Genomic DNA, 12,669 nt, shown 5'->3' on the forward strand with positions numbered 1-12,669 from the left:
GAAAACGCCCGGCGCCTTTGCCGTTTCAAGCCTCAGGGATTTCGCCATGACCGCTTCATCAAGCCCGCAAGCCGGCCCGCTCGATTTCTTCTGGTTCATCCCGACGCATGGCGACGGCTCCTATCTCGGCTCCGAACAGCAGCAGCGGCCGCCGGAGTTCGCTTACTTCAAGGAGATCGCACAGGCCGTCGACCGGCTCGGCTTTCCCGGCGTGCTTTTGCCGACCGGGCAGAATTGCGAGGATTCGTGGATCACCGCCTCCGGCCTTGCAGCGCTGACGGAAAAGCTCAAATTCCTGGTGGCGCTACGGCCCGGCGTGACGTTGCCCACCTTCGCGGCGCGCCAGACGGCGGCGCTCGACCGGCTGAGCAATGGCCGCCTGCTGCTCAATGTCGTGGTCGGCGGCAACCCGACCGAGCTTGCCGGCGATGGCGTGTTCCTGCCGCATGACGAGCGCTATGCGCAGGCGCAAGAGTTTCTGACCATCTGGCGCGCGCTGGTGTCGGGCGAGAGCGTCAACTTCAACGGCAAATATTACCGCGTCGACAATGGCCGTCTTGATCTTCTGCCGCAACAGGAGCGGCCGCCGCTCTATTTCGGCGGCTCGTCCGATGCCGGCCAGGAGCTCGCCGCCGATCTCGTCGACATGTACCTGACCTGGGGCGAGCCGCCGGCGCAGGTGGCGGAAAAACTCAGCGCGGCGCGCAACAAGGCTGAACGGCGCGGCCGCAAACTGCGTTTCGGCATCAGGCTGCATTTCATCGTGCGCGAGACCGAGGAAGAGGCCTGGCGCGCCGCCGACCGGCTGATCAGCCACGTCACCGATGCCCAGATCGAAAATGCCCAGGCCCGCTTCACCAAGGAGATGGACTCTGTGGGACAGCGGCGCATGGCCGAACTGCATGGCGGCCGCCGCGACCGGCTGGTGGTGTCACCCAATCTGTGGGCCGGCGTCGGCCTGGTGCGCGGCGGCGCCGGCACCGCGCTGGTCGGCTCGCCGGAGCAGATCGTCGAGCGCATCCGCGAGTATCAGGCGATCGGCATCGACACCATCATCGGCTCTGGGTACCCGCATCTCGAGGAAGCCTACCGTGTCGCCGAGCTTCTGTTCCCGCGTCTCGGCCTGGGCACCAGGCGGGCACGGGCGCATGAGAACATCGCCAATGAATTCGCCGTCGGCTTCCACGGCGCCAACCGCCTGCAGGCCTCGTCGTGAGTTTTGCCCGGCGCGTCAAACAGAACGGCATCGGCTGGCTGCTGCCGGCGCTGGTCATAATTGGCTGGGAAGCCGCCAGCCGCGCCGGCGTGATGCCGGCCAATGTGCTGCCGGCGCCGAGCGCGGTGGCCGAGGCCTTCTGGCGGCTGACGCTGTCGGGCGAGCTGATCGAAAACATCGGCGTCAGCACGCTGCGTGCGCTGGCCGGCTTTGCCATCGGCGGCTCGATCGGCTTTGCACTCGGCCTTGCCAACGGGCTGTCGGCGCTCAGCCGCGGCCTGACCGACACGACGCTGCAGATGATCCGCAACATCCCGCATCTGGCGCTGATCCCGCTGGTCATCCTGTGGTTCGGCATCGACGAGGAAGCAAAACTGTTCCTGGTGGCGCTCGGCGTGTTCTTCCCGATCTACGTCAACACGCTGCTCGGCATCCAGAGCGTCGACCCGCAGCTGGTCGAGATGGGCCGGGTCTACGGCATGGACCGCCGCGCGTTGTTTTTTCAGGTGATCCTGCCCGGCGCGCTGCCGGCGATCTTCGTCGGCCTGCGCTATGCGCTGGGCATCATGTGGCTGACGCTGATCGTTGCCGAAACCATCTCGGCCAGTTCCGGCCTCGGCTACATGGCCATGCAGGCACGCGAATTCCTGCTGATCGATGTGGTCGTGCTGTCGATCCTGATCTATGCGCTGCTCGGCAAGCTTGCCGACAGCTTCGCCCGCCTGCTCGAGCGGCTGTCGCTCGGCTGGCATCCCGCCTTCCAGAACGCCTGAGGGTTCGATGCCAACCGCCAGCCTGACCGCCATCCGTTCCTTCGTCGCCGCGCCGGAACCGTCACGGCCGGAGGAGGCCGTCGAAAGGCAGCGCGCCTTTGCCTTCAAGGGCATGGAAAAGCGCTTTGGCGACAAGGTCGTGCTCGACTGCATCGATCTCGACGTGCCGGTCGGGCAGTTCGTTGCCGTCATCGGCAAGAGCGGCTGCGGCAAGAGCACGCTTTTGCGGCTGCTGGCCGGGCTCGACCGGCCGACGGCAGGATCGCTGACATTCGGGCCGGAAGCCAAGGCCGGCGCTGGCGAAGAGAGCCGCTTCATGTTCCAGGAGCCGCGGCTGTTGCCCTGGGCCAGCGTGGTGAAAAACGTCGAGGTCGGGCTGACCGGGCTTGCCACCGGTGCGGAAGCCAGGCGGCGCGCGCTCGCCATCCTGGGTGAAGTCGGCCTCGCCGACCGCGCCGACGAATGGCCCTCGGTGCTGTCGGGCGGCCAGAAGCAGCGCGTGGCGCTGGCGCGTGCACTGATCGGACAGCCTCGGATCCTGGCGCTCGACGAGCCGCTCGGCGCGCTCGATGCGCTGACCCGCATCGAAATGCAGCAGCTTCTGGAACGTATCTGGCTGGAGCAAAAATTCACCGCCGTGCTGGTGACGCATGACGTCGCCGAGGCGGTTGCGCTCGCCGACCGGGTGGTGGTGATCGACGAGGGCCGCATCGCGCTCGATCTCGACGTGTCGGTGGCGCGGCCGCGCCGGCGTGGTTCGGTCGAGCTTGCCAGGCTGGAGGGCAGGATTCTGGATCAGCTGTTCGGGTAGAGCCTATCGCGGGCAGGGCATTCTATCCGAACCGGATAGATAGGTAACAGAATGGACCGGCAATATGGGGTGGCTGTTTTCTTGCTCGCCGGGTTGGCCCTGTTTGCGACTGCGGGTTTGACCAGCGCCTTCCCCACTCCGCCTTTCCTCTCCCCCGTCGATCGGGGAGAGGTGTCGAGCGAAGCTCGACGGAGTGGGGGTCGATCTGTGTGGGTCGATTTTTCGTCGCAACTCACCCCCGCGAACGGCTCGCCCATACCAGCCCGGCGAAACCGACCAGCATGGTCACGATGCCGATATAGAGCCATTGCGACTGGCCGGTCATGAAACTGCCGCCGACCACGCCAATGCCCTGCAGCGACCACAGCGCGCCGATGGCGAGCACGATCAGCGCCAGCAGATATCTGAACAGTCTCATCGCCAAGATTCCTTTCCGAAGTCGATCGTCACCTGCGCCATGACCGTGATGACAGAGCGAAAGGACGGCGCCCAATCGCGCTCTCTTCTACTTGTACTATAACGTCCTGCCTTGCTCACGGAATCTGTGAAACAGCTCGCAATATCGCCGGCGATACGGCCGCGCCACACGAAAGATGCCTGACAAACTGTTTCTCAGCGACTCCAAACGTGTGCCAGTGCCACGGAACTGCCCGATGCTTGCCGCATTTCCTGCCTTATTCGACACTTAACGGCTGGGGTCTGTCGAAAACGGAGCCAATCCCCCCAACATGAAGAAAACAAACCAGACCGCGCTTGTCGCGGTAACGGTCGCGGCTGGCCTAATGGTCGGTGCGTCCGCCTCCTCCGCCGCCGGCCAGTGCGGCCGCGCCTCCTGGTACGCACTGCATTCCAGGACCGCCAATGGCGAACGCATGAACCCGTCGGCGCTGACCGCCGCGCACCGCAGCCTGCCTTTCGGCACCAAGTTGAAAGTGACCAACCAGAATAATGGCCGCAGCGTCATCGTGCGCATCAACGACCGCGGCCCGTTCATCAAAGGGCGCGTGCTCGATCTGTCCAAGGGCGCCGCCGGCCAACTCGGCTTCATCGGCTCCGGCCATACCTCGGTGTGCATGGCGCGCGTCTAGATCTGTCCAAGTCCGGCCCGATCGGGCCGGACACATCCTGCCCCGTTGTCCAACAGCCTTGCATTTTGCAGTGCACATTGAGCCGGCTGCACCCGCCCAACGCGGTTTCTCAAGGCCTTGGACGAAAGATTGGCATATGTCACGCCACGTGACGTATTGCATCGCAGCAATATCTTGTTAACCTCCGCGCGAGACATTCAAGGCTCGGCGCTGTCCGTCGTCCCTTCGGTCACGGCAGCTGCGGAGTACCTGATGTTCTACCAGCTCTACGAAATGAACCATGCCGCCTTGCAGCCCGCGCGGCTTTATGCCGATGCGGTGCGGCTGTTCTACACCAACCCGCTCAATCCGTTTTCGCATACGCCGTGGGGCCGCTCGGTCGCCGCCACCGCCGAACTGTTCGAGCGCACGACGCGCCGCTACAGCAAGCCGCATTTCGGCCTGAGCAAGACCGTGGTCGACTGGAAGAGCGTCGAGGTCAGCGAAAAGACGGTGTGGTCGAAGCCGTTCTGCAATCTTACCCGCTTCGAGCGGTCGGTGCCCGCCGGGCGAAAGGCCGACCCCAAGCTTCTCATCGTGGCGCCGATGTCGGGCCATTATGCGACGCTGCTGCGCGGCACGGTCGAGGCGATGCTGCCCTATGCCGACGTGCACATCACCGACTGGGTCGATGCCCGCATGGTACCGGTGACCGACGGCCATTTTGACCTCGACGATTATATCGACTACATCATCGACATGCTGCATGCGCTGGGGCCGGACACCCATGTGATGGCGGTGTGCCAGCCTTCGGTGCCGGTGCTGGCAGCGGTGGCGCTGATGGAAAAGCGCGGCGATCCCTTCGTGCCCTCGACCATGACCCTGATGGGCGGGCCGATCGACACACGCCGCAACCCGACCGCGGTCAATCTTCTGGCCAAGGAAAAGGGCATCGACTGGTTCCGCGACAACGTCATCATGCATGCGCCATGGCCGGTGCCGGGCTTCGGCCGCGAGGTCTATCCGGGGTTCCTGCAGCTGTCGGGCTTCATGAGCATGAACCTCGACCGCCACATCACCGCCCACAAGGACTTCTTCATGCATCTGGTCAAGCATGACGGCGACAATGCCGAGAAGCACCGCGATTTCTACGACGAATATCTGGCGGTGATGGACCTGACGGCGGAATTCTATCTGCAGACCGTCGACACGGTGTTCGTGCGCCATGCGCTGCCCAAGGGCGAGATGACGCATCGCGGCGAGGTGGTCGACACCAAGGCGATCCGCAATGTCGCGCTGTTCACGGTCGAAGGCGAGAACGACGACATTTCCGGTCTCGGCCAGACCCAGGCCGCCCACGATCTCTGCCCCAACATCCCGGCTGACCGGCATGCGCATTACATGCAGCCGGCCGTCGGCCACTACGGCGTCTTCAACGGGTCGCGATTCCGCTCGGAAATCGTGCCGCGCATCGTCGATTTCATCACCAGCTACGGCCGCCAGAACCGGGTTGCGGTGAAACCAAGGCTGGTCCGCTCCGCCAAAAGCTGAGGCTCGATCCGGCTGCAGCGTGCATTGCCCACAAAAGCGGGGCGATTTTGCGCGCCACCGGCGTTCTGTTGCACAATAGACGCTGTTGGGCGGGCGCGGGTAACCATGCCGAAGAATCTGGCTCCCCTTATAATTGACACGGAGTGTAAATCCCCTTTAACCTTTCGTTAAGAACAAGGGCGAACGGGGACAATGACTTCCTCACCGATGGCACGGACGCTGCGCTTGTGGGCGGCAGCAGGGCTGGCGATCTCTGCGTGCTGGGCAGTGCCGGCACTTGCAGGCGGCGCCATGGCGACGGGCGGCATGACCTCGCAGCCGATCGGCCACTATGATTTCTGTAAAACCCAGCCCGGCGAATGCTCGATCCGGCCGAGCAACCTCAACCCCGCCGCGATGACCGACGCCTTCATGCGCAAGCTGATCAACGTGACGTCAAGGGTCAACGCCGCCGTCAAGCCGATGAGCGACTACGACATCTATGGCAAGGACGAGGTCTGGGCCTATCCCGACAAGGGCGTCGGCGATTGCGAAGACTATGTGCTGGAAAAGCGCCGCCAGCTCTCGCGCTCTGGCGTGTCGCTGGCCGATCTCTTGATCACCGTCGTGCGCAAGCCGGACGGCGAAGGCCATGCCGTGCTGACCGTGCGCACCGACAAGGGCGACTACGTCCTCGACAATCTGACCGACAAGGTGAAGATCTGGGACGCCACCGGCTATCGCTTCCTCAAGCGGCAGGCCATCGACAACACCGGCCGCTGGGTCTCGATCCGCGGCGGCCAGCAGGTGCTGGTCGGCGCGGTCCAGTAAATAAAGACGATGCATGTGAGCGCGTCGCTGCGAACAGCTTCGTCGGAAGCCCGCGGCTAATAACTTTCACGAGATAACCGCAAGTCGGCGCTGCCCCTCATTGCCCTGCCGGGCATTTCTCCCTGTATAGTGACGGGGAGAAAGATGCTGCCATCGGTTCGCCAATCGTCAACGTTGCAAAATAGTCGCCGGCAGGCGGATGAGGGCAGCGCTGCCCTCGAAATCTTATCTCTCGAAACGCCTCCTCAAAAAATTTCGCTACCTGCGTGAACCAAACCGTCTCCAGCGGCGACACACAGCCGTAACCAGAACCCAACCACCCAAACATGGAGACTTCAAATGACTGCTTTCCTTCGTAATGCCTTCCTCGCCGTTGTTGCGGTGTCTTCCTTGGCCGGATCCGCCATGGCCGATCAGACCGGTTGCGCCAAGACCAACAACTGGGGCAATCGCTGTTGCGAGCTCAACTCGGACTGCCTGGGCGGTGGCCGCGGCGGCGATCATGACAGCACTGGCGGCCGTGGCGGCCAGGCCGGCGCGAAGTAATCGTGACATATGCCCGCTGGCTATCGGCCGGCGGGCATCGCTTTCAGGAACAGCGCAAGCAAACCTTGCGCCTTGGCATCGCTTACCGGATTACTCTCGCCGCTCCAGTGCGGCCCGGATCGACGCGGTGATGCGGGCAAGCTCGGCTTCGTCCAGCTTCTCGATGTTTTCGGCCAGGAGATTGGCCAACTCGGTGGCGGCAGGACTGAGGCCGGACGTATCGAGTCTCACCCGCGGATGTGAGGCCTCGGCCAGACGCGCCAGCTCTTCGGCATCGTCCCAGATGACGTTGAAATAGCCGATGATCTTCTGGATCAGCGTCCAGGTCGGCGCGCCGCGGCGGCCATGTTCCAGCGCCGACAAATAGGCGGCGCTGACTCCGATCGCCTGCGCCATGTCCTTCTGGCGCAAGCCGCGCTCGGCTCGAAGCGCCCGCAGTTTTTCGCCGAAGGGCGTCATCAGCGGGTTCGCCTGAGCCGAACGTAGAGCGCGCCCGAACCGCCGTGGTTGCGGGCGGCGTGATCGTGGCTGGAGACCAGCGGCCGGAAGGCAGGCGTCGACAGCCAGGCAGGCACGGCGCGCCGCAAGACGCCGTCGCCGCCCGACGACGACCCTTTTCCCGTAATGACGAGGACATAGCGGATGCCGCCGGCATGGGCCCGGTGCAGGAACGAAAACAGCAGCGAATAGGCCTCGTCCTGGGTCATGCCATGCAGATCGACGCGGCCTTCGATCGGCAGCCGGCCCTTCTTCAGCTTGTCCAATGTCGGCTCGTCCAGCGCGTGCGATACATGCTGCGCCTTCGGCTTGGCGGCGAGGACCGGACCGACAGCGACCGGCGTCTGTGCCGGCCTAGGGTCTACGACGATGTCGGGAATCTCGACCGCGGTCCGGCCCTTCAGCGGTCGGGCGGTGCGCGCCACCAGGTTCCACAGCACCCGGTCGTCTTCGTTGAGTTTATCGGGGCGCTTGCTCATCGATTCGATTCCGAAACGAGAGCGCGTGGAACCAAGGCATAGAAATCGGCCGCATTGCGAACGACGCCGGCGATCTCGCCGGCCGCATCGCCGGAGCCGGCGAACAGATCGCCCCGCGCCGGTCCGATGATGGCCGAGCCGGTGTCCTGCGCAATCATCAGCCGCCGGAACGGTTTTCCGTCGAAGGCGGTCAGCGACGGAGTGTCGATGTAGAAGGGGGTACCGAATGTGTGCAGCAGCCGGTCGACCGCGAGCGAACGGCCCGGCGTCAACGGCACCTTGGCGGCGGCGATAGGACCGAGTGCGGCATCGTCGACATCGGCTTCGCGAAAGAAGATGTAGGAGCGGTTCTGCCAGAGGATCTCGTCGACGCGATCCGGATGCGCCCTGAACCAGGCGCGGATAGACTGCATCGTCACTTTTTCCAGTGGGATTTCGCCGAGTTCGGCGAGAATCTTCCCCGGACCGCTGAAACGCTGGCCGGATTTGGCGGCATAGGTGACGCGGCAAAGCCGGCCGTCCGTCATTTTCAGCCTGGCCGCACCTTGCACATGGATGAAGAAGACGTCGACCTTGTCGGCAAGCCAGGCGATTTCCAGGCCTTGGCCGGCCAGCGCGCCGCGCTCGATCTCACCGCGGTCGAAATATTCAACCGGGCCCTGCGGCGTGCTGCGGGCGAAGGCCAGATAGTCGTCCATGCCCTTGGGACGGTTGGCGTCGTCGATGTCGACGAGATCGGCCGGCCGCGCCAGAAGCGGCACCGTGAATTCATCCGTGCGCACTGGTGAGGCCTCGGCCTCGGGCTCGTAGAAGCCGGTGACCAGGCCGAGGTTTTCGGATCGAATCTGGACTGGGGCGAAATGGCGCTCGAAAAAAGCCTTGGCCGCCGACCGATTCGCCGGCGAAACGGTGCGCGCCTCGTCATAAGCGCCGGCAAACGCGTCGAACCGGACGCCCAACGAACCGGTGCGGTAGGGCTTGTTCAGGACATGAAAGGCCGAACGGCGGAAGGCTTCGAAAGCGGGCAGATGGTCATCGGAATTCCAACCGGGAAGATCATCGAAGGACTTTTCCACGAAAAGCGGCGAGAGCGACACCTCAGCCTCGCCACTGCCCATGTTTGCCTGCATGTCGCTATCCCAAAAAAGCTGCCCGCACCGGGCGACATGCATAGGCTCAGTCTTCTTCCTCGGTGGCGACCAGCTTCCAGTTCGGATCTCGCGAGCGTGTGTCGCGGGCGAAGGTCCAGACATCCTTGACCTCGGCCACCGTCTCGGGATCGCCATCGATGACCGCACCCGCCTTGTCGCGGGTCGCCGAAATCAGTTCGCTCACGATACGCAGCGTGATGTGGGCCTCGCCGCCCTTCATCTCGGCCGAGACGATGTCGGCCTTGTCGATGCCGACGAAGGAGGACTGGATCTTTTCGGCTTTCGCCTCGCGGTCGCCAATCGCGGCAACGAAGCCGTCAAAAACCTCGCGCGACAACAGGTTCTTCAGCGTTTTTCGGTCGCCATCGGCATAGGCCATGACAATCATCTCGTAGGCCATCTTGGCGCCGTCGACGAAGACTTTGGGGTCGAAGGAGGGATCATTGTCCTTGATCGCGCGCAGGCCCTTGTTGAGGTCGGTGTCGGGCTTGGCGAAGGCATCGATGGCCGCGTAGGTCTCGGCAGCCGTCTCGCCCGGCATGCGCTTGCGTGGCAGCGAAACCACATTTTCGGGCTTCTGGGTCGCGTCCTTCTCGGTGCGGCTGGCCGTGTACGGATCGAAGGGCGGGCGCTCGCTGCCCGTGCGGCGGCCAAGCACGTTGCGCAGCTGGAAAAAGATCACCACCGCCGCAATCAGAAAGAAAATGGTGCCGAAGTCGAAGAATCCCATATCTTTCGCCAATCAATCCCTGACCTGGCCGGGACCGCCAGCCAATCCGGGCGGCGGTCGCATGGCGTTAAACATGCAAAGCATATAGAACGCATGGCGCAATCATTCAAATCAAAGGCAGGCATACCTATCTAACGGCCTCAGTGCCAGCGGCGATTATGCGCCGCCCGGCAAACATGGAAACGATCGGTCAAGATTTGCGCATTTCCTTCCGTCCTCTGTTCCTGCTTGCGCTGCCGCTGCTGGAAATCGCCGGTTTCGTCATTGTCGGCCGCGAGGTCGGGGCGCTGGCGACGGTCGGTCTGGTGCTGGCTTCAAGCATTGCCGGCGTGCTTCTGCTCCGGCACCAGGGTTTTGGTGTCATGGCGCGGGTCCGCGCCGAGATGGCCGGCGGCGGCGACCCCAGCCGCCAGCTCGCGCATGGCGCCATGATCGTGGTCGCCGCCATCCTGTTGATCATCCCCGGCTTCATTACCGATATTGTCGGCCTGCTGCTGTTCCTGCCGCCGGTGCGCGACCTTGCCTGGCGCAGGCTCAAGGGCCGCATCGTCGTCGCGACCGATTTCACCGCCGGCGGTTTTCGCGGCAGGTCGCGCGACAAGGTCATCGACCTCGACGACCGCGACTATTCGCGCGAGGACGATTTCAAGCGCGGTCCCGACCATAACTCGCCGTGGCGCCGCCTGAAGGACGACTGAACGTCACCTTGCCAACGACTGACTATTGACCCCTTTCGGCCTGAAGGCGGCAAACCTTGTCTTGTCTTGCCGACCATGCTAGCCAACGCCCGATTTCAATTCGGTCAGCGCTGCTGTCCAGGCAAAAGGAACAAGGCTCATGGCCAGCAAAGATGACGCGCCGGTCGGCGCCGCCAACGGCAACGGCGAAACGGCGCAGCCGTCGCTCAACGTGCTTGCCCAGTATGTGAAGGACCTGTCCTTCGAAAGCCCCGGCGCGCCGAACTCGCTGCGCGGCCGCGACAAGGCCCCAGGCATTGCGATCAACGTCAATGTCAATGCCAACCCGCTCTCCGACAAGCAGTTCGACGTCAATCTGACCTTGAACGCCAAGGCGTCCTTCGACCAGGAAGTGCTGTTCAATGTCGAACTGGTCTATGGCGGCGTCTTCGCCATCGCCGGCTTCCCGCAGGAGCACATGCTGCCGATCCTGTTCATCGAATGCCCGCGGCTTTTGTTCCCGTTCGCCCGCCAGATCATCGCCGAAGCCACCCGCAATGGCGGCTTCCCGCCGTTGATGCTCGACCCGATCGATTTTGCACAGATGTTCCAGCAGAAGCTGGCCGAGGACCAGGCGGCATCGAAGGTCAAGGTGAGCTGAAGGCAAGCGTCACGCGCATGAGTTGAAAGCCCGGCTTCGTGCCGGGCTTTTAGTATACTGAGATGCTGGCGGGACAGCACCCCCCTCTGCCTTGCCAGGCATCTCCCCCTCAAGGGGGGAGATTGGCCGTCATCGCGACCTTCGCCAACTTTAGACGTTGCAGGAATGGGCTGGAGCGGCGAAGCTGCTGATCTCCCCCCTTGAGGGGGAGATGGCCGGCAGGCCAGAGAGGGGTGTGACGGAACGCTACCTCCGCGATCCGTTCACCCCGCCGCCACCTTCAGCCACAGCGCCTTTTCACCGAGCGTCGCCACCAGCCCCGCATGCGCCGCTCGCTCGCCCTCGGTCAGGCGCGGCGGCAGGGCGATTGGCCTGGCGGCGATCGAGATGTCGATATCGGCAACGTCGCCATTGCTGTTGAGCTGCACCACGACGGCGTCGAGGACAAGTGCGGCCTGCTTGCCGCCGATGAGTTCGATGTAGACTTCGGCCAGGAGCTCGGAATCGAGCAGCGCGCCGTGCTTGGTGCGGTGGCCGTTGTCGATGCCGTAGCGGCGGCAGAGCGCGTCGAGCGAATTGGGTCCCATAGGGTGCTTGCGCCGCGCCAGCGCCAGCGTGTCGACGACGCGCCCGGTGTCTATGGCCGGCTGGCCGAGCCGCCCGAATTCCGTGTTGAGGAAGCCGATGTCGAAATTGGCGTTGTGGGCGACGAGCTTGGCGCCGTCGGTGAAGGCGAGCCATTCCTCGGCGATTTCGGCAAAGGTCGGCTTGCCGACGAGGTCGGCGGCGCTGATGCCGTGCACGGCTTGCGCCTCGACATGGACGGCGCGCCCCTGCGGATTGATGAATTTGTGGAAGGTGCGGCCGGTCGGGAAGCGGTTGACCAGCTCGACGCCACCAAGCTCGATGATGCGGTCGTCGCGCATGTCGAGTCCGGTGGTTTCGGTATCGAAAATGATCTCACGCATAGAATCAACCCACTCCTGGAGGAGTAGAATCATGGAGCGGAACAAAATGGCAATGGGCAATGCCGACAGCCTGCCGTCAGGAGCCTGATGGGCGCGACTTATCCCCCAGGAGTTAGCAGGCAAGCTCAGCGTCCTGAGAGCTCGGCAATGATCGCGCCGACCGCGGCGCGGGCGGCGTCCATGCCTTCACCGGTGTCGATGACGAAATCGGCCTGCCGGCGTTTTTCGGCATCGGGCACCTGCTTGGCCAGGATGGCCGCCAGCTTTTCCTCGCTCATATCAGGACGCGCCAGCACGCGGGCGCGCTGGATATCGGCCGGCGCGGTCACGACAACGACCTTGTCGACACGGTTGCGGCCGCCGGTTTCGAACAGCAGCGGTATGTCGAGCACGACGAGCGGCGCGGCGGCGGCGCGGTGCCTTGCCAGAAAGGCGTCGGCATCGGCCCGCACCAGCGGATGAACGATCGCCTCCAATGTCTTCAGCGCGGCGGCGTTGCCGATCACGCGGCGCGCCAACTCGGTGCGGTCGACCGAACCGGCAATCACGGTGCCGGGAAAGGCCGCCTCGACGAGAGGTGCTGCCTTGCCGGCATAGAGGCGATGCACGGTCTCGTCGGAATCATGCACCGGCACGCCGGCGTCGACGAACATCTTCGCCGTGGTCGACTTGCCCATGCCGATCGATCCGGTGAGGCCAAGCACGATCATCATTTGGCGCCCATCATTTGC

At 63.8% G+C, this 12,669-nt stretch carries 16 protein-coding genes; 9 read left to right on the top strand and 7 right to left on the bottom strand.

The features are described 5' to 3' along the window. Positions 1-46: 46 nt before the first annotated feature. Genes ssuD through NLY43_RS18585 form a run of 3 tightly spaced genes read left to right on the top strand, consistent with a single transcriptional unit; the run spans position 47 to position 2,800 of the window. On the top strand, positions 47-1,216 hold the full coding sequence (gene ssuD / locus NLY43_RS18575) for an FMNH2-dependent alkanesulfonate monooxygenase (RefSeq protein ID WP_023672092.1): 1,170 nt from the start codon (positions 47-49) through the stop codon (positions 1,214-1,216). Further along, positions 1,213-1,989, top strand: coding sequence for an ABC transporter permease subunit (locus NLY43_RS18580; protein WP_023672093.1), 777 nt, complete (start codon positions 1,213-1,215; stop codon positions 1,987-1,989). Before ssuD ends, NLY43_RS18580 begins: the two co-directional genes overlap by 4 nt. A gap of 7 nt (positions 1,990-1,996) precedes the next feature. Further along, positions 1,997-2,800 (top strand): ATP-binding cassette domain-containing protein, encoded by an 804-nt coding sequence (locus tag NLY43_RS18585; RefSeq protein ID WP_023672094.1) that lies wholly within the window; start codon positions 1,997-1,999, stop codon positions 2,798-2,800. 232 nt (positions 2,801-3,032) lie between these two features. Here the strand turns inward: NLY43_RS18585 and NLY43_RS18590 are convergent, their stop codons facing one another. Next, positions 3,033-3,218, bottom strand: coding sequence for a hypothetical protein (locus tag NLY43_RS18590; protein ID WP_023710328.1), 186 nt, complete (start codon positions 3,216-3,218; stop codon positions 3,033-3,035). A 310-nt stretch (positions 3,219-3,528) separates the two neighbouring features. Here NLY43_RS18590 and NLY43_RS18595 point away from each other — a divergent pair, with 310 nt between their 5' ends. From NLY43_RS18595 to NLY43_RS18610, 4 genes are all read left to right on the top strand, one after another. Further along, the gene (locus tag NLY43_RS18595; RefSeq protein ID WP_023710327.1) at positions 3,529-3,888 is read left to right on the top strand and encodes a septal ring lytic transglycosylase RlpA family protein; all 360 of its coding nucleotides are present in this window, start codon (positions 3,529-3,531) and stop codon (positions 3,886-3,888) included. A 252-nt stretch (positions 3,889-4,140) separates the two neighbouring features. Then, a complete protein-coding gene (locus NLY43_RS18600; protein ID WP_023710326.1) occupies positions 4,141-5,418 on the top strand; it encodes a polyhydroxyalkanoate depolymerase in 1,278 nt (425 codons plus the stop codon). Positions 5,419-5,610: 192 nt separating this feature from the next. Further along, entirely contained in the window at positions 5,611-6,228 is a 618-nt protein-coding gene (locus NLY43_RS18605; protein ID WP_023672098.1) for a transglutaminase-like cysteine peptidase, read from the top strand. A 339-nt stretch (positions 6,229-6,567) separates the two neighbouring features. Beyond that, entirely contained in the window at positions 6,568-6,774 is a 207-nt protein-coding gene (locus tag NLY43_RS18610; RefSeq protein ID WP_023710325.1) for a hypothetical protein, read from the top strand. Between the two features lie 90 nt (positions 6,775-6,864). Here the strand turns inward: NLY43_RS18610 and NLY43_RS18615 are convergent, their stop codons facing one another. From NLY43_RS18615 to NLY43_RS18630, 4 genes are all read right to left on the bottom strand, one after another. Next, positions 6,865-7,233 (bottom strand): helix-turn-helix domain-containing protein, encoded by a 369-nt coding sequence (locus tag NLY43_RS18615; protein WP_023687588.1) that lies wholly within the window; start codon positions 7,231-7,233, stop codon positions 6,865-6,867. Continuing rightward, positions 7,233-7,751 carry a Smr/MutS family protein gene (locus NLY43_RS18620; RefSeq protein WP_023710324.1) on the bottom strand — a complete coding sequence of 173 codons (519 nt, stop codon included), beginning with the start codon at positions 7,749-7,751 and terminating at the stop codon, positions 7,233-7,235. Before NLY43_RS18620 ends, NLY43_RS18615 begins: the two co-directional genes overlap by 1 nt. Continuing rightward, positions 7,748-8,848 carry a murein transglycosylase A gene (gene mltA, locus NLY43_RS18625; protein ID WP_023710323.1) on the bottom strand — a complete coding sequence of 367 codons (1,101 nt, stop codon included), beginning with the start codon at positions 8,846-8,848 and terminating at the stop codon, positions 7,748-7,750. The genes NLY43_RS18620 and mltA overlap by 4 nt, the downstream gene beginning before the upstream one ends. Before the next feature lie 79 nt (positions 8,849-8,927). After that, entirely contained in the window at positions 8,928-9,632 is a 705-nt protein-coding gene (locus NLY43_RS18630; RefSeq protein ID WP_023672103.1) for a Tim44/TimA family putative adaptor protein, read from the bottom strand. Positions 9,633-9,829: 197 nt separating this feature from the next. On the opposite strand from NLY43_RS18630, the gene NLY43_RS18635 reads away from it, so the two are divergent. Both NLY43_RS18635 and secB read left to right on the top strand, forming a co-directional pair. Further along, complete coding sequence (locus NLY43_RS18635) at positions 9,830-10,330, top strand: FxsA family protein (protein WP_023706941.1); 501 nt, start codon at positions 9,830-9,832, stop codon at positions 10,328-10,330. 139 nt (positions 10,331-10,469) lie between these two features. After that, positions 10,470-10,970, top strand: a complete 501-nt coding sequence (secB, locus tag NLY43_RS18640; RefSeq protein WP_023672105.1) for a protein-export chaperone SecB — start codon at positions 10,470-10,472, stop codon at positions 10,968-10,970. Positions 10,971-11,233: 263 nt separating this feature from the next. On the opposite strand, the gene dnaQ is transcribed toward secB, so the two are convergent. Continuing rightward, positions 11,234-11,938, bottom strand: a complete 705-nt coding sequence (dnaQ, locus tag NLY43_RS18645; protein WP_023672106.1) for a DNA polymerase III subunit epsilon — start codon at positions 11,936-11,938, stop codon at positions 11,234-11,236. Positions 11,939-12,063: 125 nt separating this feature from the next. Further along, positions 12,064-12,648: a dephospho-CoA kinase gene (gene coaE / locus NLY43_RS18650; protein ID WP_031196671.1), complete on the bottom strand. Its 585-nt coding sequence runs from the start codon at positions 12,646-12,648 to the stop codon at positions 12,064-12,066. Positions 12,649-12,669: the final 21 nt, after the last annotated feature.

Origin of the sequence: Mesorhizobium sp. C416B (assembly GCF_030323165.1) — a bacterium.
GTDB lineage: Bacteria > Pseudomonadota > Alphaproteobacteria > Rhizobiales > Rhizobiaceae > Mesorhizobium.

What these genes read in the sequence shown, in the direction of transcription:
- NLY43_RS18600 (WP_023710326.1), top strand. Translation starts at nt 4,141, where the DNA reads ATGTTCTACCAGCTCTACGAAATGAACCATGCCGCCTTGCAGCCCGCG.
- dnaQ (WP_023672106.1), bottom strand. Translation starts at nt 11,938, where the DNA reads ATGCGTGAGATCATTTTCGATACCGAAACCACCGGACTCGACATGCGC.
- coaE (WP_031196671.1), bottom strand. Translation starts at nt 12,648, where the DNA reads ATGATCGTGCTTGGCCTCACCGGATCGATCGGCATGGGCAAGTCGACC.
- NLY43_RS18615 (WP_023687588.1), bottom strand. Translation starts at nt 7,233, where the DNA reads ATGACGCCCTTCGGCGAAAAACTGCGGGCGCTTCGAGCCGAGCGCGGC.
- NLY43_RS18605 (WP_023672098.1), top strand. Translation starts at nt 5,611, where the DNA reads ATGACTTCCTCACCGATGGCACGGACGCTGCGCTTGTGGGCGGCAGCA.
- ssuD (WP_023672092.1), top strand. Translation starts at nt 47, where the DNA reads ATGACCGCTTCATCAAGCCCGCAAGCCGGCCCGCTCGATTTCTTCTGG.
- NLY43_RS18590 (WP_023710328.1), bottom strand. Translation starts at nt 3,218, where the DNA reads ATGAGACTGTTCAGATATCTGCTGGCGCTGATCGTGCTCGCCATCGGC.
- secB (WP_023672105.1), top strand. Translation starts at nt 10,470, where the DNA reads ATGGCCAGCAAAGATGACGCGCCGGTCGGCGCCGCCAACGGCAACGGC.
- NLY43_RS18595 (WP_023710327.1), top strand. Translation starts at nt 3,529, where the DNA reads ATGAAGAAAACAAACCAGACCGCGCTTGTCGCGGTAACGGTCGCGGCT.
- NLY43_RS18610 (WP_023710325.1), top strand. Translation starts at nt 6,568, where the DNA reads ATGACTGCTTTCCTTCGTAATGCCTTCCTCGCCGTTGTTGCGGTGTCT.
- NLY43_RS18630 (WP_023672103.1), bottom strand. Translation starts at nt 9,632, where the DNA reads ATGGGATTCTTCGACTTCGGCACCATTTTCTTTCTGATTGCGGCGGTG.
- NLY43_RS18620 (WP_023710324.1), bottom strand. Translation starts at nt 7,751, where the DNA reads ATGAGCAAGCGCCCCGATAAACTCAACGAAGACGACCGGGTGCTGTGG.
- NLY43_RS18585 (WP_023672094.1), top strand. Translation starts at nt 1,997, where the DNA reads ATGCCAACCGCCAGCCTGACCGCCATCCGTTCCTTCGTCGCCGCGCCG.